The 19492-nt window shown below is 70.1% G+C and carries 24 protein-coding genes; 15 read left to right on the forward strand and 9 right to left on the reverse strand.

What is annotated here, in order from left to right; genetic code table 11:
• The first annotated feature begins 33 nt into the window (after nucleotides 1-33).
• The 7 genes from OG734_RS38020 (at nucleotide 34) to amaP (ending at nucleotide 3734) form a co-directional block, all read left to right on the forward strand.
• The gene (locus tag OG734_RS38020) at nucleotides 34-855 is read left to right on the forward strand and encodes an enoyl-CoA hydratase/isomerase family protein (protein ID WP_330291962.1); all 822 of its coding nucleotides are present in this window, start codon (nucleotides 34-36) and stop codon (nucleotides 853-855) included.
• Between the two features lie 121 nt (nucleotides 856-976).
• A complete protein-coding gene (locus OG734_RS38025) occupies nucleotides 977-1144 on the forward strand; it encodes a hypothetical protein (RefSeq protein ID WP_330291963.1) in 168 nt (55 codons plus the stop codon).
• Between the two features lie 141 nt (nucleotides 1145-1285).
• Nucleotides 1286-1786, forward strand: coding sequence for an Asp23/Gls24 family envelope stress response protein (locus OG734_RS38030; RefSeq protein WP_330291964.1), 501 nt, complete (start codon nucleotides 1286-1288; stop codon nucleotides 1784-1786).
• Nucleotides 1787-1828: 42 nt separating this feature from the next.
• Nucleotides 1829-2014, forward strand: a complete 186-nt coding sequence (locus OG734_RS38035; RefSeq protein ID WP_330291965.1) for a hypothetical protein — start codon at nucleotides 1829-1831, stop codon at nucleotides 2012-2014.
• Between the two features lie 62 nt (nucleotides 2015-2076).
• Nucleotides 2077-2445 (forward strand): hypothetical protein, encoded by a 369-nt coding sequence (locus tag OG734_RS38040; protein WP_330293940.1) that lies wholly within the window; start codon nucleotides 2077-2079, stop codon nucleotides 2443-2445.
• Nucleotides 2442-3149: a DUF6286 domain-containing protein gene (locus tag OG734_RS38045; RefSeq protein WP_330291966.1), complete on the forward strand. Its 708-nt coding sequence runs from the start codon at nucleotides 2442-2444 to the stop codon at nucleotides 3147-3149. Before OG734_RS38040 ends, OG734_RS38045 begins: the two co-directional genes overlap by 4 nt.
• Before the next feature lie 6 nt (nucleotides 3150-3155).
• The gene (gene amaP / locus OG734_RS38050) at nucleotides 3156-3734 is read left to right on the forward strand and encodes an alkaline shock response membrane anchor protein AmaP (RefSeq protein WP_330291967.1); all 579 of its coding nucleotides are present in this window, start codon (nucleotides 3156-3158) and stop codon (nucleotides 3732-3734) included.
• Nucleotides 3735-3828: 94 nt separating this feature from the next.
• Here amaP and OG734_RS38055 read toward each other — a convergent pair whose 3' ends face one another.
• The 5 genes from OG734_RS38055 to OG734_RS38075 form a co-directional block, all read right to left on the reverse strand.
• Nucleotides 3829-4584, reverse strand: coding sequence for an SDR family oxidoreductase (locus OG734_RS38055; RefSeq protein WP_330291968.1), 756 nt, complete (start codon nucleotides 4582-4584; stop codon nucleotides 3829-3831).
• A 5-nt stretch (nucleotides 4585-4589) separates the two neighbouring features.
• A complete protein-coding gene (locus OG734_RS38060; protein WP_330291969.1) occupies nucleotides 4590-6398 on the reverse strand; it encodes a glycoside hydrolase family 15 protein in 1809 nt (602 codons plus the stop codon).
• A gap of 76 nt (nucleotides 6399-6474) precedes the next feature.
• Nucleotides 6475-7281 (reverse strand): SURF1 family cytochrome oxidase biogenesis protein, encoded by an 807-nt coding sequence (locus OG734_RS38065; protein WP_330291970.1) that lies wholly within the window; start codon nucleotides 7279-7281, stop codon nucleotides 6475-6477.
• 86 nt (nucleotides 7282-7367) lie between these two features.
• A complete protein-coding gene (locus tag OG734_RS38070) occupies nucleotides 7368-7601 on the reverse strand; it encodes a hypothetical protein (protein WP_330291971.1) in 234 nt (77 codons plus the stop codon).
• Nucleotides 7602-7680: 79 nt separating this feature from the next.
• Nucleotides 7681-8706 carry a DEDDh family exonuclease gene (locus tag OG734_RS38075; RefSeq protein WP_330291972.1) on the reverse strand — a complete coding sequence of 342 codons (1026 nt, stop codon included), beginning with the start codon at nucleotides 8704-8706 and terminating at the stop codon, nucleotides 7681-7683.
• A gap of 142 nt (nucleotides 8707-8848) precedes the next feature.
• Here OG734_RS38075 and OG734_RS38080 point away from each other — a divergent pair, with 142 nt between their 5' ends.
• Both OG734_RS38080 and OG734_RS38085 read left to right on the forward strand, forming a co-directional pair.
• Nucleotides 8849-9718, forward strand: coding sequence for a sterol desaturase family protein (locus tag OG734_RS38080; protein WP_330291973.1), 870 nt, complete (start codon nucleotides 8849-8851; stop codon nucleotides 9716-9718).
• Nucleotides 9715-10407 carry a lysoplasmalogenase gene (locus OG734_RS38085; protein ID WP_330291974.1) on the forward strand — a complete coding sequence of 231 codons (693 nt, stop codon included), beginning with the start codon at nucleotides 9715-9717 and terminating at the stop codon, nucleotides 10405-10407. The genes OG734_RS38080 and OG734_RS38085 overlap by 4 nt, the downstream gene beginning before the upstream one ends.
• On the opposite strand, the gene OG734_RS38090 is transcribed toward OG734_RS38085, so the two are convergent.
• Nucleotides 10373-11386, reverse strand: coding sequence for a CopD family protein (locus OG734_RS38090; RefSeq protein WP_330291975.1), 1014 nt, complete (start codon nucleotides 11384-11386; stop codon nucleotides 10373-10375). The two genes, OG734_RS38085 and OG734_RS38090, sit on opposite strands and share 35 nt — an antisense overlap.
• A gap of 96 nt (nucleotides 11387-11482) precedes the next feature.
• On the opposite strand from OG734_RS38090, the gene OG734_RS38095 reads away from it, so the two are divergent.
• Nucleotides 11483-12313: a peptidase M10 gene (locus OG734_RS38095; RefSeq protein ID WP_330291976.1), complete on the forward strand. Its 831-nt coding sequence runs from the start codon at nucleotides 11483-11485 to the stop codon at nucleotides 12311-12313.
• A 21-nt stretch (nucleotides 12314-12334) separates the two neighbouring features.
• Nucleotides 12335-12730 carry a DUF6281 family protein gene (locus tag OG734_RS38100; protein ID WP_330291977.1) on the forward strand — a complete coding sequence of 132 codons (396 nt, stop codon included), beginning with the start codon at nucleotides 12335-12337 and terminating at the stop codon, nucleotides 12728-12730.
• A 188-nt stretch (nucleotides 12731-12918) separates the two neighbouring features.
• Here OG734_RS38100 and OG734_RS38105 read toward each other — a convergent pair whose 3' ends face one another.
• The gene (locus tag OG734_RS38105; protein ID WP_330291978.1) at nucleotides 12919-14451 is read right to left on the reverse strand and encodes a S8 family peptidase; all 1533 of its coding nucleotides are present in this window, start codon (nucleotides 14449-14451) and stop codon (nucleotides 12919-12921) included.
• Nucleotides 14452-14911: 460 nt separating this feature from the next.
• Between OG734_RS38105 and OG734_RS38110 the strand changes: the two genes are divergently transcribed.
• From OG734_RS38110 to moaA, 3 genes are all read left to right on the forward strand, one after another.
• Nucleotides 14912-15268: a DUF485 domain-containing protein gene (locus OG734_RS38110; protein WP_327693972.1), complete on the forward strand. Its 357-nt coding sequence runs from the start codon at nucleotides 14912-14914 to the stop codon at nucleotides 15266-15268.
• On the forward strand, nucleotides 15265-16890 hold the full coding sequence (locus OG734_RS38115) for a solute symporter family protein (protein ID WP_330291979.1): 1626 nt from the start codon (nucleotides 15265-15267) through the stop codon (nucleotides 16888-16890). Before OG734_RS38110 ends, OG734_RS38115 begins: the two co-directional genes overlap by 4 nt.
• A 171-nt stretch (nucleotides 16891-17061) precedes the next feature.
• Complete coding sequence (gene moaA / locus OG734_RS38120) at nucleotides 17062-18051, forward strand: GTP 3',8-cyclase MoaA (protein WP_330291980.1); 990 nt, start codon at nucleotides 17062-17064, stop codon at nucleotides 18049-18051.
• A gap of 7 nt (nucleotides 18052-18058) precedes the next feature.
• Here the strand turns inward: moaA and OG734_RS38125 are convergent, their stop codons facing one another.
• Nucleotides 18059-18283, reverse strand: coding sequence for a hypothetical protein (locus tag OG734_RS38125; protein WP_330291981.1), 225 nt, complete (start codon nucleotides 18281-18283; stop codon nucleotides 18059-18061).
• 209 nt (nucleotides 18284-18492) lie between these two features.
• Nucleotides 18493-18888 carry a DUF3099 domain-containing protein gene (locus OG734_RS38130; RefSeq protein WP_330291982.1) on the reverse strand — a complete coding sequence of 132 codons (396 nt, stop codon included), beginning with the start codon at nucleotides 18886-18888 and terminating at the stop codon, nucleotides 18493-18495.
• 244 nt (nucleotides 18889-19132) lie between these two features.
• Between OG734_RS38130 and OG734_RS38135 the strand changes: the two genes are divergently transcribed.
• Nucleotides 19133-19408 carry a GlsB/YeaQ/YmgE family stress response membrane protein gene (locus OG734_RS38135; RefSeq protein ID WP_330291983.1) on the forward strand — a complete coding sequence of 92 codons (276 nt, stop codon included), beginning with the start codon at nucleotides 19133-19135 and terminating at the stop codon, nucleotides 19406-19408.
• Nucleotides 19409-19492: the final 84 nt, after the last annotated feature.

Genomic DNA, 19492 nt, shown 5'->3' on the forward strand with positions numbered 1-19492 from the left:
ACCTGATCCGACCGCACTCATCGGAGGCGCCCCATGGCTTCGTTCGACCAGGACGTTGTTGGCCAAGGTCCCGAAGTTTCCGTACTCGACAAGGACGGCGTACGGCTCACCGTCGACGACGCGGTTGCCACGGTGACGCTGACCAACCCGGCCAAGCGCAACGCGCAGAGTCCCGCTCTGTGGCGGGCGCTGGCCGAGGCGGGCCGGCTGCTGCCGGGCACCGTGCGTGTCGTCGTGCTGCGCGCCGAGGGCAAGTCGTTCTCGGCCGGGCTCGACCGACAGGCGTTCACGCCCGAGGGGTTCGACGGCGAGCCGTCGTTCATCGAGCTCGCGCGCAGTGACGACGCCACGCTGGACGGCACCATCGCCGCGTACCAGGAGGGCTTCACCTGGTGGCGGCGCAGTGACCTCGTGTCCATCGCCGCCGTCCAGGGGCATGCCGTCGGCGCGGGCTTCCAGCTCGCGCTCGCCTGTGACCTGCGCGTCGTCGCCGACGACGTGCAGTTCGCCATGCGCGAGACCAGCCTGGGTCTCGTCCCCGACCTGACGGGCACCCATCCGCTCGTGTCCCTCGTCGGCTACGCCCGCGCGCTGGAGATCTGCGCGACCGGCCGCTTCGTCCAGGCCGAGGAGGCCGTGAACACGGGCCTCGCCAACATCGCCGTACCGGCCGAGCAGCTCGACGACGCCGTACGCGAACTGCTCGCCGCGCTGCTCGCCGCGCCCCGGGACGCCCTCGTCGAGACGAAGGCGCTGCTGCGCGGCGTCCAGGGCCGGACGTACGACGAACAGCGCGGCGCCGAGCGCGCGTCCCAGGCGCGCCGACTGCGGGATCTGGCGGGCGTCGGCGACTGACCCGCCCGAACCGCACGCCTGTGAGGGGCCGCTGGCGGTCGGCAGCGACCCCTCACCCCGACCGGCTGGAGGAGGGCACTTTGGTGGTCAGCTTCGAGGTACAGATCGAGGAGCTGTCAGAGTGGGCGCGGACGGAAACCGGCTGCCCGCCACCCTGGAACTCCTGACGGTGATCCGCTGCCCGAGCAGTGCGGCGGCTCTGGTCGCGGTCGGCGACGCCCGTGTCTCCGGGGCGATCGAGCCCGGCTCTCTGGTGGTGGCGACGGCTCACGGACTCAAGGGAATGTGACCGACACCCCAGTGGTGCACCCTCTTTCCCTCCTGATCGTCTGCCCGCGCCCGTTTCGCCTGCCTGCCGCATCCCCGGCGCGCGTCCGCCCGACCCCACCTACTGTGGGTTGTGGGGGACGACCGAAAGGGATGTACGGCGATGACCGACATGACCCAGGGGAACCGGCCGCAGCAGCCCGCGAGCGAGGGCGACGACCCGCGGCCCACCCAGCTCCGGAAGCCGAATGTCACCAAGCGCGGCGGAGGTGACCCGGCCGAGCGGGGGCGCACCACGATCGCCGACGGAGTCGTCGAGAAGATCGCCGGGCTCGCCGCCCGTGACGTCCTCGGTGTGCACGCCATGGGCAGCGGCTTCTCGCGGACCTTCGGCGCGGTCCGCGACCGGGTACCGGGCGGCGCCTCGAAATCCGTCACCCGTGGAGTGAAGGCCGAGGTCGGAGAGGTGCAGACGGCCCTCGACCTGGAGATCGTCGTCGAGTACGGCGTTTCGATCGGCGATGTCGCCCGGGCCGTGCGCGAGAACGTCATCGCGGCCGTCGAGCGCATGACCGGCCTGGAAGTCGTCGAGGTCAACATCGCGGTGACGGACGTGAAGCTGCCCGAAGAAGAGGAAGAGGAACCCGAACCCCGCCTGCAGTGACGGATTCGGGGTATCGGCAAAGGACCGGGAAGGCAGGGCAGCATGAGCATCGCCGTGATCGGCATGATCGCCGGAATGGCGCTGGGATTCGCCGGGTACTTCGGCGGCTTCGGCGCGTTTCTGCTGGTGGCCGCCCTGGGCGCCCTCGGCTTCGTGATCGGCCGGTTCCTGGAGGGCGACCTGGATCTGGGCGACTTCTTCCGCACCCGCGACGACAAACGGCGGTGACGCCGCCCGTGACGGACGTGACGGAGGAGCAGCCCGGTGAGAGGCGGCCAGGGGAGACCCGTATGCCCGGCAGGGCCACGACGACCGTGCCGCCGGGCGAACGCGGCGCCACCCGGATCGCCGACCGGGTCGTCGCGAAGATCGCTGCGCAGGCAGCCCGCGAGGCGCTGGCCGAACTGCCCCCGGACGCGGTACCCCCGCACGCCACGGTCGCCGTCCACCACGACAGGGCCCGCGTCCGCGTGAGCCTCGAACTCCCGTACCCCTCCGATATTGGTGGCCAGTGCGCGGCGGTGCGTGATCGGGTCGCTTCGCGGGTACACGCCCTGGCGGGAATGGACGTGCCGGAGGTCGCCGTCGAGATCGAGCGGCTGCACCTGGCACCGCCGCACGGTGCGGCACCAGGGAAGGCACAGGGGTGGACGCGATGAGCGAGCCTCAGAGCTCCGAGGGCCACGAGGGCTACGAGAACACCCGACGACTGCCAGTACTGGAGAAACCGAACGACTCGACGGCCGGCATCACCGGATCGGGGCAGTCCTCGTCCACCGCCGCCTACGACCCCCTGCCCACCCTCGGCGACGGGGAGGACGGGAACGGCCGCTTCTGGTCGGCGCGCCGCGTCCCCGCGGCCGTCCTCGCGCTGCTGCTGCTTCTGGTCGCGGGCGCGTTCCTCTACGACATCACCGCGGTACGAGCCGACCGCCAGGCCATGAGCTGGCGGAAGTCGCTGGCCAGGCAACTCGCGCAACGCCCCCTCGACGACACCTGGGTCCTGGTCGGCGCCGGTATCGCCGTAGCCCTCGGCGCCTGGCTGCTCGTCCTCGCCGCCACGCCCGGTCTGCGCGGCGTCCTGCCGATGCGACGCCCCCACGCCGACGTCCGGGCGGGCCTGCACCGGGCCGCCGCCGCGATGGTGCTGCGCGACCGGGCCGTGGAGGTGTCCGGTGTGCAGTCGGTCCGGGTCCGGATGACCCGTACCAGGGCCGACGTCCGCGCGGTCTCCCACTTCCGTGAACTCGACGACGTACGGGCCGACCTGGACGATGTGCTCACCGACGCGATCAGGAGCCTCGGCCTGTCCCGGCCGCCCGCCCTGTCGGTGCATGTCGCCCGGCCCGGCCGGAAGGGGTGAGGACGGATGCAGCGCATCGTCAACCGCGTACTGCTGGGCCTCGCGGGCCTGGTCCTGATCGTCGTCGGCGGCTCGGTACTGGCCGTGGGCCTGGGCAGCCGGTGGCCGACATGGTGGATCCACGACGACCGCCACGACGTACTGCTGAGCAACGCCGAACGCACCCACTACCGGGACGCCGGCTGGTGGTGGCCGACGGTACTCGCCGCCCTGGCCGTCCTGGTCCTGCTGTCCCTGTGGTGGCTGGCCGCCGTACTCCGCAGACGCCGCCTCACCGAGGTCCTGGTCGACACGGGCGACGGCGAGGGAGCCCTCCTTCGGGGCCGCGCGATGGAGATCGCGGTGGCGGCGGAAGCGGCCCGCCTGGAGGGCGTGGAACGAGCCCACGTCACCCTGACCGGCCGACGCACGTCCCCCGAGGCCCGAGTCCAACTCCTCCTGCAACCACACGCGGCCCCCGAGGATGCGGTGGCCCGCCTCACGGCGGAGGCACTGGCGAACGCCCGCGACTCGGCGGGCCTCAAGTCACTGCCGACGGAAGTGAGCTTGAGGGGGGTCAAGCACTCCGCAGAAAGGGTGAGTTGAGGCTTTGAGGGGCTCGGGGCCATGACATTTGCGGCTCCGCCGCGTGGGCGCGAGCAACCCACCACTGCCCGCAGACGCACAACGACAGGTCCCTTCAGAACCCGTGCCGCATCCCCCCGTCAACAGGCACCATGACCCCCGTCAGATAGCTCGCCGCAGGCGAAAGCAGAAACGCAGCCGTCCGCCCGAACTCCTCCGGCCTCCCATACCGCCGCAACGGAATCCGCGACTCATTGGCGACCCGAGTCGCCGCAGGGTCGGCGGACAAGCCGTCCAGCTCGCGCACGCGATCCGTGTCGATGCGCGCCGGCAACAACCCCACCACCCGAACCCCCCGCGGCCCCACCTCGTCGGCGAGGGACTTCGCGAACCCCGCGAGCCCCGGCCGCAGGCCGTTGGAGATCGTCAGCCCCGGAATCGGCTCGTGCACCGAGCCGGACAGCACGAACCCGACGACCCCGCCCGCCTCCAGCTCCGCCACCGCCGTACGGGCCAGCCGTACCGCCCCCAGGAACACCGAGTCGAACGCGGCCCGCCACTGCTCGTCCGTGTTGTCGGCGACGAACCCGGGCGCCGGCCCGCCCACGCTGATGAGGATGCCGTTGAAGCGCCCGAAGTGCTCGCGGGCCGCCGCGACGAGCCGCTGCGCGACCTCCGGGTCGGAGTTGTCCGCGGCCACGCCCACCGCCCCCGGGCCCAGGGCGGCCGCAGCCTCCGTGACCGTCTTCTCGTCCCGCCCCGTGATGATCACCTTCGCGCCGTCGGCGACAAGCTCGCGCGCGGCGGCGTTACCCAGTCCACGGGTGGCTCCGGTGACGACGTACACCCGGTCCTTCAGTCCAAGATCCATGGTCCCTATCCTGCCCGGTCCTCGCCGTACAGGGCGAGGGCGGTGTTGACGAGGCCGATGTGGCTGAACGCCTGGGGGAAGTTGCCGAGCTGGCGGTCGGCGACCGGGTCGTACTCCTCCGCCAGCAGACCCACGTCGTTGGTGAGGCCGACCAGGCGTTCGAAGAGCTCGCGTGCCTCCTTCGTACGGCCGATCATGTGCAGCGCGTCCGCCAGCCAGAACGAGCAGGCCAGGAACACGCCCTCGTCCCCGGGCAGCCCGTCGACCACGGGCCCGTCCGTGCTGTAGCGGCGGACGAATCCACCGTGCCCCAGCTCGTCCCTGATCGCGTCGATGGTGCCGACGATCCTCGGGTCGTCCGGCGGCAGGAAGCCGACGCGGGGCAGGAGCAGCACGGCCGCGTCGAGTTCGCGGGAGCCGTAGAACTGGGTGAACGTGTTCCGCTCCGGGTCGTAGCCGCGTTCGCACACCTCCCGGTGCACCTCGTCGCGCAACGCCCGCCAGCCCTCCAGGTCGCCGCCGCTGAGCTTCGGGTTGAGCTCAAGCTGACGCACCGCACGGTCGGCGGCCACCCAGGCCATCACCTTCGAGTGCACGAAGTGCCGGCGCGGGCCGCGCACCTCCCACAGCCCCTCGTCCGGCCGGTGCCACGCCGTCTCCAGGAACTTCATGAGCGCGCACTGCACCCGCCACATGTGCGGCTTGGACGGCAGTCCCGAACGCCGGGCCAGTGCCAGCGAGTCGATCACCTCGCCGTACACGTCGAGCTGGAGCTGCCGTACGGCCGCGTTGCCGATCCGCACCGGGGCCGAGCCGCCGAACCCGGGCAGCCAGTCCAGCTCGAACTCGGGCAGCCGGCGCTCACCACCGAGCCCGTACATGATCTGGAGGTCCGCCGGGTCGCCCGCGACCGCCCGCAGCAGCCAGTCGCGCCAGCACTCGGCCTCCTCGTGGTAGCCCACCGACAGCAGCGCGTTCAGGGTGAGCGTGGAGTCGCGCAGCCAGCAGTAGCGGTAGTCCCAGTTGCGTACGCCGCCCAGTTCCTCGGGGAGCGAGGTGGTGGGGGCGGCGACGATGCCGCCGGTCGGCGCGTACGTCAGCGCCTTGAGGGTGATCAGCGAGCGCACGACGGCGTCCCGGTGCGGTCCGTCGTACGTACAGCGCGCCGACCAGTCCTTCCAGTCCGCGACGGCCGTCTCCAGCGCCTCGTACGGGTCGACGAACGGCGGATGCGGCTCGTGCGAGGGATGCCAGGTGAGCACGAACGCGACCCGCTCGCCCTCGGCGACGGTGAACTCCGAGTACGTGGTGAAGTCCCGGCCCCATGTGCGCACTCCTTCGTCGGTGCGCAGCCACACCGCGTCCGGCCCGGCGACGGCCACCCGGTGCCCGTTCGTCCGGCGCATCCAGGGCACGATCGACCCGTAGTCGAACCGCAGGCGCAGCGTGCTGCGGACGGTCACCTCGCCGCGTACGCCCTCGACGATCCGTACGAGATCGGGAGCCCGGTGGCGCTGTGGCATCAGGTCGGTGACCCGTACCGCGCCCTCGTCGGTCTCCCACTCGGTGTCGAGGACGAGGGTGCCGGGCCGGTAACCGCGCCGCGTGCACCGGTCGGCGCCCTCGGGGGCGATCCGCCAGTGCCCGTTGCGCTCGTCGCCGAGCAGCGCGGCGAAACAGGCGGCCGAGTCGAAGCGCGGGAGACACAGCCAGTCGACGGAACCGTCCATACCGACGAGCGCGGCGGTCTGGTGGTCGCCGACGAGGGCGTAGTCCTCGATACGGGGGATGCGGTGATTCTGGTGGGGGTGCACGACGGGCGGGTTCCCGGTACGGGGCCCTGGCATTCGGGCCGGGACGTACTGTCACACGCGGAGAACGTCGTTTACGTCACACGGCGGCGGGCTCGGCGTCCGGCGAATCCTGCGCTTCACGCGCCGCCGCCTCGGCCTCCGCGCGGTCCCGGCGTTCCCGGCGGACGAGGATCACCCAGCCCAGGGGGACGCCCGCGGAGAACAGCCACCACTGGATGGCGTAGGCGTAGTTCAGCGCGGCGTTCTCGTCGCCGGGCCTGCCCAGCAGTTCGGGGGTGTCGCCCTTCGGTGCGGGCGTCGCCAGCACGATGTAGCCGCCGAGCACTTCGGCTCCGAGCCGCCGGGCCTCCTGCTCGCTGTTGATCAGCATGACCTGCCGGTCCGGCAGCCCCTTGAGGTCCTTGATGCCGCTCGCCGCGGTCGTCTCGGCGGGCATCAGCCGCCCGGTGACGGTGATCTCGCCCTTCGGGGGCGCCGGGATCGTGGGGAACGCGGTCTGGCTGGGACCGTCCGAGGGGATCCAGCCCCGGTTGACCAGCAGGACCTTGCCGTCGTCGAGGACGAAGGGGGTCAGGACGTGGTAGCCGACCTCGTCGTCGGAGTTGGTGCGGCGGCGGACAACGACCTCGTCGTCGGTGTCGAAGTGTCCCTTCGCGCTCACGGTGTGGTACCGCTCGTCGGTCGTGACCGTGTGTCCGGGGGCGGTCAGCTTCTCCACGGGCACCGGCTCGGCGGACAGCGCGTCGGCGACGAGCTGGTTGCGGGCGGTGCGCTCTTCGTAGCGGTGCATCTGCCAGATGCCCAGCCTGATCATCGTGGGGATGAGGAGGAGGGCGACCAGCGTGAGGATCACCCACTGCCGGGACAAGAGGAAGCGGTACACCCCACTGACGGTACAACTCGCCCGTGGGGTGCATTCAGGGGGGTACGGCCTCGGACGCGGACCCTCGCGGACCCCTTCGGGCCTTCTCAGACCTTGTCGATGATCCCCACCCTCCCCTCCGCTCGTGCGCAGTGCGCCCCGCAGTACCAGTGGCCCTCGGCCTCGACGCCCTGCCCGATGATCTGGACCCGGCAGTGCTCGCAGATGGGCGCCATGCGGTGGATCGCGCAGGCGAAGCAGTCGAAGACGTGCAGCGCGCCCTGCGCGTGCACCTCGAAGGTCATTCCGTAACTGTTGCCGCATACTTCACAGGTCGCCATGCGCCACAGGGTGGGCCGTCGGTGCCGTGCGAGCGAGACGGCGCCGGGCGAGTCGGGCGCCAATCACCCGTCCGTACGGTCATTTCTCCGCCGCGGGTTCCACGTCCCGCAGCAGCTGTCCGAAGGCCGCCTCGTCGACGACCGGCGTGCCGAACTGGCGGGCCTTGACCACCTTCGAGGTCATGGAGTCGGGGTCGTTGGTGACGAGCAGGCTGGTCAGCCGGGACAGGCTCGTCGCGACATGCAGCCCCGCCTCGACGGCCCGGTCCTCCAACAGGTCGCGCTCGACCGAGGTGTCCCCGGAGAACGCCACCCGCATGCCCTGCCTGAGCTGCTTGCCGTCCTCGTACCGCCCCGGGTTGGGGTACGGGCACGCGGGCCGCTTGCGGGACGGCCGCCAACTGGTCGGCTGATAGCCACCGTAGCCCCCGGCCCCGTAGCCCCCGGAGGCCTGTCGTCCGATCTGCGGGCGCGCGGAGCCGCTTGTCGCCGCTGACCCCGACCACTCCGTCAGCGGCCGGCACTCCAGCAGCGGCAGCCGTACGCCGTCCCGGGCCGCTGCGTGCAGGCTGGGCCGGAACGCCTCGGCGAGCACACGCGCGTCGTCCAGAGCGTGGTGGGCCCGCTGTTGGACGACCCCGTAGTGCGCGGCCAGTGTCTCCAGCTTGTGGTTGGGCAGCGGCAGCCCCAGCTCCTTGGACAGCGCGATGGTGCACAGCCGCTGCCGCACCGGCGCCTCGCGCTCCGCGCGCGCGTACTCCCGGGCGATCATCGACCAGTCGAAGACGGCGTTGTGCGCCACGAGTACGCGGTCCGCGAGCCGGGACGCGAACTCCTCGGCGATGTCGACGAAGAGAGGGGCGCCCTCCAGGGCGTCGCTCGTCAACCCGTGGATCCACACCGGCCCCGGATCCCGCTCCGGATTGACCGTTGTGTACCAGTGGTCCTCGACCTCACCGCGCGCGTCGAGCCGGTAGACCGCGGCGGAGATTATCCGGTCGTCCCGGGACAGACCGGTCGTCTCGACGTCAACGACCGCGTATCCCTGGGGATATGCGGTCGGCCACGGGGCGGGGGACGGCGCGGGCGTCAGGTCTTCGAGCATGGTCCCAGAGAATACGGGCCGCGACTGACACTCCGTCGCGCACCCGTTGGTGAAGACCACCAACAAGCAAGCGCGTACTGCCCTGAATACTTGTCAGTAACAACGTCTATGCGTCACCTGCGAGCCGTCCTAACGTGCAGTCATGCCCAACCTCCCCGATGTCGTGGCCTGGTCGATACCCGCCTTCGTGCTGCTCACCGTCATCGAGATGATCAGTGTCAGGATCCACCCCGAAGAGGATGCCGCCGGGTACGAGGCCAAGGACGCCGCGACCAGTGTCGGCATGGGACTCGGGAGCCTGGCCTTCGACTTCCTCTGGAAGATCCCGATCCTCGCCGTCTACACGGCGATCTACGAACTCACCCCGCTCCGGGTCCCGGTCCTGTGGTGGACCGTCCCGCTCATGCTGCTCGCGCAGGACTTCTTCTACTACTGGTCCCACCGCGGCCACCATGTCGTCCGCATCCTCTGGGCCTGCCACGTCGTCCACCACTCCAGCCGCAGGTTCAACCTGACGACGGCCCTGCGCCAGCCCTGGACCACGCTCACCGTCTGGCCGTTCTACGTCCCTCTCGTCGCCCTCGGCGTGCACCCGGCCGCGCTCGCCTTCTGCTCCTCCGCGAACCTCGTGTACCAGTTCTGGATCCACACCGAGCGGATCGACCGCATGCCCCGGTGGTTCGAGTACGCCCTCAACACGCCCTCCCACCACCGCGTCCACCACGCCTCGCAAGGCGGCTACCTGGACCGCAACTTCGGCGGGATCCTCATCGTCTGGGACCGGCTCTTCGGCTCGTTCGTCGCCGAGACCGAACGGCCTGTCTATGGGTTGACGAAGAACATCAACACGTTCAACCCGATCAAGGTCGCCACTCATGAGTACATCGCGATCGTCAATGACATCAAGGCGGCGGGCAGTTGGCGTGAGCGCGCCGGGCGGGTGTTCCGGGGGCCGGGCTGGCAGCCCGTGCCTGCGCGGCAGGAGCCGGCCGAGGAGACCGCCGTCGCGTGAGACCGGCCCGCGTTCTCCTCGCCGCCTTCGCCCTCACCGCGGCCGTCGACCTGATCGCCCTCGTGGTCGGCTCGGACACCGGGCACGCCCTCGCCAAACCCCTCCTGATGCCGCTCCTCGCCGCTCACATCCATCTGTGCGGCGCCCCCCGCCTCCTCCCCGTCGCCCTCCTCCTCGGCTGGGCCGGCGACGTCCTGCTCCTCTCCGACGCCGATCCGGCGTTCCTGGCGGGTATGGCCTCCTTCGCGGCCGGTCACGTCTGTTACCTCGTCGTCTTCAGGAGGTACGGCGGCACCGTGAACGGCACCCCGCGCGCGCGTGCCGCAAGCGGTCGGCTCGCGGGGGCCTACGCTCTGGCCCTCGCCGTCACCCTCGCCGCCCTCTGGCCCGGCCTCCCCACCGAACTCCGCATCCCGGTCGCCGGATACAGCCTCCTGCTGACCTCGATGGCCTACCGGGCCACCGCACTCGGCCTCCTCGCCGGCACGGGCGGCGCGCTCTTCCTGCTCTCGGACACCCTCATCGCGACCGGCGTCGCGGACCTGCCCCAGTTGCCGGCCCCCGACTTCTGGATCATGCTCACGTACGTTGCCGCTCAGTGGTCGCTGGCCGAAGGCGTGCTCAGAGCCGCACGGACCGCCCCTCGCCGCCCCGTCACGTCCAGCGGATCGGCACCGGCAGCGCCGTGAGCAGCCCCGACACCGCGAGCACCAGCCCCAGCGCGACGACCTCGGCGCGCGCGGGGGAGTACGCGGTCAGCGGGTCGGCCGCCCGGCTCAGCCGCAGCCGCGCCCACAGGGCGAGCACGGCGACGGTGACCACGACGATCACCTTGGCGAGCAGCGTGCGGCCGTACGCCGTCGACGTCAGCTGGTCCAGGACAGTCTCCGGCGGCATCCGGCGCAGCGTGCTCCAGATGCCCGTCGCGGTGATCAGGGCGAGCAGAACGGCCGCCACGCGCGCGTAGAGACCCAACAACGCCACGCGCGCCTCATGGGCAGCCTCCCAGAGGGGCAACGTCCGTAGGACGTACAGCAGTCCGCCCACCCACAGTGCCGCGCACATGAGGTGGACGAAGGTCAGAGCCGAGCCGGTCAGCGGATCTGTCTCCGGCGCCGGATGGGCCCGAAGTGCCTCCGCAACGGCCACCGCCGCCAACGGCCAGACCTGCATGGCAGGGCGGGCCGAGAGGGCGCACAGGACCGCCGCGGCGAACCCGTTGACCTCCAGCAGCGCGAGCTTGCCGTCCCGCGACTCGTACAGGCCCCCGACATCGATAGCGGCCAGGCTGTGCGGCACGAGGTTGCCGGTCGACACCACCGAGGCCAGCCCCAGCGCGGCGACGAATCCGACCCCGGCCGCGTACGGCGCCCAAGCGCGCGCCCGCTCCCGCGGCGCCCCGGGTAGCCTGCCGGCCAGCCGGCGCGCGAACAGCTCGCCCACCGGAACGCACAGCGCGGCGAACAGCACCGTCCGCAGCAGCCCGATCCCGCTCACGCCCGGCGCGGCGGCCTCCCCGGTGCCGTACAGCGCGGCGGACGGGCCGAGCAGCGGTATCAGCGCGGCCAGCAGCACCAGGACCAGGACGGCGACGGCCCGGCCGGCCCCGGGGCGCCGCACGGGCTCGCTCGCGCCGGGCACCCCGGGCGTGGGTCTTGTCAAGGTCACCTCGAGATCTTCACCAGCCGTCATAGAGCAGGACAAGTCAAGGAAAACAACTGGGAGGTACGGCATTCCGCCCATCGGTACGTTTGCGGCCCGACCGTGACTCAGCTCCAGCGCGGCGCGTCCGCTCCCCAGGGCCCGCCCGGCCGTTCCCACTCCGCCGGCGCCGACTGTTCGCGCCCCCGGCTCGGCGACGGTTTTGCGGGCGGTCACCGGCAAGCCAGGCGGCATTGCGTAAGTGCCCCGGCGGAGCCGGACACGGTCACCGACGCCGCGGACTCCTCCACCGAGGCCGAGGTGGCCGACGTGGACGCCGCTGCCTCCCCGTCGGCATGCAGCGACGGCGCGTACAAGACGGACGACCGCAAGGAATACGGCACCTACACCTGGTACATCGGCGACGGCGGTATGCCCGCCGGGTTGTCCAAGACGGATGTCAAGTGGGCGTTCATGGACGCCCTCGACAACATCACCGAGAGCTACAACAACTGCGGCTTCGGCGACTCGGTCGGAGCCAAGGAGAACTACCTGGCCAACACCAGCCGGGAGGCGAGCGTCAACAGGAGCAGTCAGTGCACCGGCCAGGACGGCCTGAGCGTGTGGGACGCCGGCGACATCAAGGACACCGCCGTCGCCGCGACCTGTTCGTACACTTGGTCAATGCCGGGGGTGAAGAACGACCTGCGTGAGGCCGACGTCCGTTTCAACACGTACGACAAGGACTTCACGAACAAGCCGACCAGCAGTTGCGCGAACAGGTTCTTCGATGTGCGCTCCGTCGGTACGCACGAGGCCGGACACATCTTCGGACTCGGTCATGTCGGGGCGGGGCACGAGAACCTCACCATGTACACGGATTCGTTCAGGTGCAAGACGATCGCCAGGACCCTCGGCAAGGGCGAGATCCTGGCGCTGCGCAGTATCTACTAGGCAGCCCCCATGGAGGCATCGATGAGATGGTCCGGGCGATCCGCGGGTCTGCCACTGATGTTGACGGCGTTGGCCGTGGCGGCCGCGGCATGCACGACGAGCAGCAGCAGTGACGGCGCCGGGTCGGCGTCCTGCGCCTACCGGATCCTGTACCAGGACCGGACGTACGAGGACGTCGCGGACGTGACGTTCAAGGCCGGCGGGAAGCTGGGCACCGCCACCCACCCGGCGTGCGACGACACCGGCGGTCAGGACGAGACCCTGCCGGCGGACACGATGACGGCCTACGAGGTGGACGGCGTCCCGACCGAGGTGGCCATCGCGGTCGGCGACACGCCTGCGGATGCGCGACTCGTCGCCGTCTACTCGAACAAGGAACTGCCGCCCGAGGTGCAGAAACTGATCGACGGATCCTGACACCGGTACGGGGCGTCACCGCCCCGCTCCGGCCCGGCCCGCGCCTGACCCTGGTGGTCGTGGTTACGGGAGCCGCGCGGCGACACCCGCGGCGCGCGGTCAGGGCGCACTGATCGGAACGAAGTCCGTGAGGGTGTGCGGGAAGTGCGGGCGGCGCGGCCCGTCGAGGCCGCGCCGCCCGGTTCGGGCTACTTCACCGCGCGCAGCGCGTCGACGATCCCGAACCCGAAGAATCCGTTGACCCGTTTGCCGCCCTCGCACACGGCGTCCTGCGTGCCGTCACCGTCCTGGTCGTACGACACGGGGCAGCCCGGGTTGTTCGCCTGGACCTTGAGCAGCGTCTGCAGCTGGGCCGGGGTCGCCCACGGGTGCTTCGACTTCAGCAGCGCGGCGACGCCCGCGGCGTGCGGCGAGGCCATCGAGGTGCCCTGCAGGAAGCCGTACTCACCGTTCGGCATGGTGGACAGGATGCGGCCGTTCTGCGACGGCGTGTCCGGTATCTGGTACTTGCGGTCGCCGCCCGGGGCCGCGATGTCGATGACGCCGTTGCCGTACGTGGAGTAGTACGACTTGACGTTGTCGACGCCCGTGGCGCTCACCGTGACGACACCCGGGAGCATGGTCGGTACGTCGAAGCACTCGTGCGGGTCGATCGTGCGCGTGACCGGCGGCGAGTCGTCCGGGCTGGTTTCGTCGACGATCGCGTCGGAGTCCAGGTCGTGGCTGGAGTTGCCCGCCGACGCCAGGTTGAGGGTGCCCTTCTTCGTCGCGTACAACTGCGCCCTGTTGACCGCGTCGACGATGGCCCGCTGATCGGGGTCGTCCAGGCAGTTGTACAGCCACGGATCAACGTAATAGCTGTTGTTCGTGATCTCGACGCCGTGGTCGGCGGCGAACACGAAGGCGCAGACGACGCTCTCCGGGTAGAAGAGCCCGTTGTTCGGGTCGCTCACCTTGATGCCGGAGACCTTCACGCCGGGCGCGACACCGGCCACCCCGATGCCGTTGCGGGCGGCGGCGATCTCACCGGCCACATGGGTGCCGTGGTAGTCCTCGGCGGTGTACGGGCGCCACGCACCCGCGCTGGTGTCCGCGACGCCGCCGACGCAGTTCGCCGACTGGGCCGCGGAGAAGTTCGGGGCGAGGTCGGGGTGGGTGTCGTCGACGCCGGTGTCGATCACGGCGACGGTGACCTTGCGGCTGCCCGGGTTGATCTTCGCGGCCTTGTCGGCGCCGATCGACCGCAGGTCCCACTGGTCGGCTTCGAGGGGCTCGCTCTCAGGGGTCCTGGCCGACGCGGCCTTGACCTTGGCTGCCTCCGCGGCCGTCAGATAGTCCGCCGCACCCTCGTCGGTCGTCCCGGCGGCCACCAGCGGCGTGGTCCGCGTGGCACCCGCGGACCTCACCCCACGCACCGCGCGGATCTGCGCCCCGAAGGAGGGGTTCGCGGAGTGGACGACGATCACACCGATCTTGCCGTACGTGATGACGACGGTGCCGCCGGCCGCGGAGATCGCCTTCGTCACCGCCCCGATCGTGTGACGGTCGGTGCTCTTGGTGTTGACGACATACGCGAGGTTCGGACCGTCCGCGGCGGGGGCGGAAGAGGCGGCCGGTTCGGCGGCCGACGCGGCCACGGGCAGGAAGCCGAGGGAGGCGGTCAGGGACAGCACGACCGGCACCGCGAGAGCGAGCCGGCGTCTGGGGCGCAGATGAGCCATGGGTTCTCCATATCATCCGGAAATGAGGCTCGCCCGGACAAGGATGGTTGCCGGGCAAGCGCGTAGCAGGGACGGACAACAAGTGAGTACGCGCGAAAAGGCGGGCACGGGCGCGCGGCCCGCACCTCCGATTTTGCAGGTACATGACGGGTGGTACAGGGCGAAGCTATCCCGCATCGCCGCTGGCCAGCAATGAATTCCGGAGATCAGTTCGGAAAGAAGCGCGGCGAGTTGAACCGGTCCTCGCGCGGCGCCGTGACCTTGGACAGGGAGCACGAGGACCGTCGAGCCCCCTGTCGGATCACGTGTGGGGGCCCTACCATCGCGAGCCGACCCCCTGTGATCCAGATCACCGCTAGGTCAGAGAAGAGCCATGTCCGTACCCAGCCCCACCCCGTCCCCGAACGACCACGCACCCCCGTCCACCGACGTGACCGCACCCGCAACGCGAGGAGACTCCGTGGCTACCGACGCACCGCCCCCCTCGAAGACAGAACGCCACTTCCCCTCCACGGAGGAGTTCGTCGAGGTGCAGCAGAGCGCCGAGTTCGGTGAACTGCGCCGCGCCCACCGCTCCTTCGCCTTCCCGCTGACCGTGGGCTTCATCGCCTGGTACCTGCTGTACGTCCTGCTGTCGAACTACGCGGGCGGCTTCATGGGCACCAAGCTCGTCGGCCACATCAACGTCGCCTTCGTCCTCGGCATCGCCCAGTTCGTCACCACGTTCCTCATCGCCTGGTGGTACGCGCGGTACTCCTCCGCGAACCTCGACCCCAAGGGTGAGGCGATCAAGTCCCGGATGGAGGGCGGCGCATGAGCCCCGTACAGCAGAGTGTTCTCGCCGCAGGCGAGGCCAGCGAGCATCGGCCACTGATCATCTCCCTGTTCGCGGTGTTCGTCGTCGCGACCCTCGTCATCACCGTCTGGGCGGGCCGCCAGACCAAGAGCGCCGCCGACTTCTACGCCGGCGGGCGCCAGTTCAGCGCCTTCCAGAACGGTCTCGCGGTCTCCGGCGACTACATGTCCGCCGCGTCCTTCCTCGGCATCGCGGGCGCGATCGCCCTCTTCGGGTACGACGGCTTCCTGTACTCCATCGGCTTCCTCGTCGCCTGGCTGGTCGCCCTGCTCCTGGTGGCCGAACCGCTGCGCAACTCCGGCCGCTACACCATGGGTGACGTCCTCGCGTACCGCATGCGCCAGCGCCCGGTCCGCACGGCCGCCGGTACGTCGACGATCGTCGTCTCGATCTTCTACCTGCTGGCGCAGATGGCCGGCGCGGGCGTCCTCGTCTCGCTCCTCCTCGGCATCACCTCCGACGCGGGCAAGGTCGCCATCGTCGCCCTCGTCGGCGTCCTGATGATCGTGTACGTCTCCATCGGCGGCATGAAGGGCACCACCTGGGTCCAGATGGTCAAGGCCGTGCTGCTCATCAGCGGCACGATCCTCATTACGTTCCTGGTGCTGCTGAAGTTCAACTTCAACATCTCCGATCTGCTCGGCACCGCCGCGGAACGCAGCGGCAAGGGCGACGCCTTCCTGGAACCCGGCCTGCAGTACGGCGCCACCGGCACCACCAAGCTGGACTTCATCTCCCTGGGCATCGCCCTGGTGCTCGGCACCGCCGGGCTGCCGCACATCCTGATCCGCTTCTACACGGTGCCCACGGCCAAGGCCGCCCGGAAGTCCGTGAACTGGGCGATCGGCATCATCGGCGGCTTCTACCTGATGACGATCGCGCTCGGCTTCGGCGCCGCAGCACTGATCGACCCGAAAGAGATCACCGACTCCAACCCATCGGGCAACACGGCCGCACCGCTGCTCGCCCTGCACATCGGCGGCGTCGACTCGACCTGGGGCGCCGTGCTCCTCGCGACGATCTCGGCGGTCGCCTTCGCGACGATCCTCGCCGTCGTCGCCGGTCTCACGCTGGCCTCGTCGTCGTCGTTCGCGCACGACATCTACGCCAACGTCATCCGCAAGGGGAAGGCAACCGAGAAGGAGGAGATGAAGGCGGCCCGCTGGTCCACTGTCTTCATCGGCATCGTCTCCATCGCCCTGGGCGCCCTCGCCCGCGACCTCAATGTGGCCGGCCTGGTCGCACTGGCGTTCGCGGTTGCCGCGTCCGCCAACCTGCCCACGATCCTCTACAGCCTGTTCTGGAAGAAGTTCACCACCCAGGGCGCCCTGTGGTCGATCTACGGCGGCCTGATCGTGGCGGTCGGCCTGGTGCTGTTCTCGCCGGTCGTCTCCGGTGACCCGAAGGCGATGTTCCCGGACGTCGACTTCCACTGGTTCCCGCTGAAGAACCCCGGCATCATCTCCATCCCGTTCGGCTTCCTCATGGGCTGGCTCGGGACGGTCCTCTCCAAGGAGGAGCCCGACACCGGCAAGTACGCGGAGCTGGAGGTGCGGTCCCTGACGGGAACCGGAGCGCACTAGGGGTCATTCCGCCGCAAAGGCGTCACGCGGGGCCGCCGTAGGGATCTACGGCGGCCCCGCGCCGCATCCTGTGGCATCGCGCCGGTCTCGTTGTCAGTGGGGTCACGTAGGCTCGCAGGTGTAGGAGAAACTCTGATCCACACAAGATCCGCTACGAGGGAGGGGGCCCACGTGCTCATCGACACCTTCGGCCGAGTGGCCACCGACCTGCGCGTCTCCTTGACCGACCGCTGCAACCTGCGGTGCACGTACTGCATGCCCGAGGAGGGCCTGCAGTGGCTGGCCAAGCCGGACCTGCTCACTGACGACGAGATCGTCCGCCTGATCGACATCGCGGTCACCTCCCTCGGTATCGAGGAGGTCCGCTTCACAGGCGGTGAGCCGCTGCTGCGCCCGGGCCTGGTCGGCATAGTGGAGCGGGTCGCCGCCCTGGCCCCCCGCCCCCAGATGTCCCTGACGACCAACGGCATCGGCCTGGGCCGTACGGCGGCCGCCCTGAAGGCGGCGGGCCTGGACCGGGTCAACGTCTCCCTGGACACCCTGCGCCCGGACGTCTTCAAGACGCTCACTCGCCGCGACCGCCACAAGGACGTCATCGCGGGCCTGGAAGCGGCCCGGGAGGCGGGCCTGACCCCGGTGAAGGTCAACGCGGTCCTGATGCCGGGATTCAATGAGGACGAAGCCCCGGACCTTCTGGCCTGGGCGGTCGAGCACGACTACGAGCTGCGCTTCATCGAGCAGATGCCCCTGGACGCCCAGCACGGCTGGAAGCGCGACGGCATGGTCACGGCGGGCGACATCCTCGCCTCTCTCCGCACCCGCTTCGACCTCACCCCCGAGGGCACCGACGAACGCGGCTCGGCTCCCGCCGAGCGCTGGCTGGTGGACGGCGGCCCCCATCGCGTGGGCGTCATAGCCTCCGTCACCCGCCCGTTCTGCGCGGCCTGCGACCGTACCCGCCTGACGGCCGACGGGCAGGTCCGCACCTGCCTCTTCGCCCGCGAGGAAACGGACCTCCGCGCGGCCCTCCGCTCCGACGCTCCGGACGAGGAGATAGCCCGCATCTGGCGCGAGGCAATGTGGGGCAAGAAGGCAGGCGCAGGCCTGGACGACCCGTCGTTCGTCCAGCCGGACAGGCCGATGTCGGCAATCGGGGGCTGAAGCAGGATCAGCCGGCCGGAGGCTCCCACTCGGCCAACCTCACTACATCTTTGAGGAATCCCCGCACCCCCAGGAACTGGGACAAGTGCTCGCGATGCTCCTCGCACGCCAGCCACGTCTTGCGCCGCTCGGGAGTGTGCAGTTTCGGGTTGTTCCAGGCGAGCACCCACACGGCGTCCGCCCGGCATGCCTTGGCGGAACAGATGGGGGAGTCAGGGTCAGGGCCGATCATTTTCCGACCTTAACCCGGTGGAAACCGCGCTCAAAAAGGCGACGCCGAGCAGCCACGGGGGGAGCTGCCCGGCGTCGGTCTGTCGCTCCGACGGGGGATGCGGAGCGCATACGAAGTATGTCATGGGTAACCGTCCGCCCGGCACTGGAACTCCATGATTGATCTGAGCTTTTCTTGAGCTTGGCGATGCCGTCCGCACTGACTTCTGGTCAGGCCCGCTCGCGCGGATTGCCCCGCACACCGGCCCCCTGATTGCCCTCGGCGTCCTCCGCCGTGGGGTCCACGAAGTCCTCTTCCGGTTGCGGCGCGATCATCGGCCGCACCGGAACCGTCACGAACGTCGACGGGAGCCCCGGCGCGTTCTCGCGGCCCGCGTTGGCGATCACCACGGAGATGTAGGGGAGAACCAGGCCGAGTACCAGCGCCACGAACGCGACGTGCCGTTCGACGTTCCAGAGCACCGCCGCAAGGACCACCGCCACCGTGCGCACAGACATGGAGATGATGTACCGGCGCTGTCTGGCGCGGACATCGTCCGCGAGCCCCTGCCGGGCCCCGGTGATCCGGAAAACCTGGGCGCCGCCACCGTTGCTCTGCTTCCGCATCACGTTCCACCATCCACCCGAATCGGACACGCCCCCGGCCCGTACCCGCGCCGAACCCGGTCGGGGAACCAGGCCCGGACACCTTCCACGTTACGCCGCGCCTGCGCCGCCTACGAGACCGGGGCACCTTCCGACGGCGTGACCGGACTGCGCCGTACCGCGTACGAGACCCCCGACATGCGCCGTAGCGCGAACGGGCCGACACTGGGCGTAATGCTCACCAGAGCCGTACGAGGAGGCAGCAATGGGCTGGTTGTGGGCGATCATCGTGGGATTCGTGCTGGGTCTGCTGGCCAAGGCGATCATTCCGGGCAAACAGCACAGCCCGCTCTGGCTGACGACCATCTTCGGCATCCTCGGAGCCATCGTCGGCAACGCGATCGCACGGGGCATCGGCATCGACGAGACGAGCGGCATCGACTGGGGCCGCCACGCTCTCCAGCTCGCGGCGGCCGTCGTGATCGTGCTCCTGGGAGACATGGCGTACTCGAAGATGCGCGGCAGGAGACATCACGCGTAGCGGTACGCGGTACGTGTGAAGGGGGGCGGCCCGATCAACAGGGCCGCCCCCCTCACACGTACACGCACGCGCGCACGACACGTA

This window comes from Streptomyces sp. NBC_00576, from assembly GCF_036345175.1.
GTDB lineage: Bacteria > Actinomycetota > Actinomycetes > Streptomycetales > Streptomycetaceae > Streptomyces.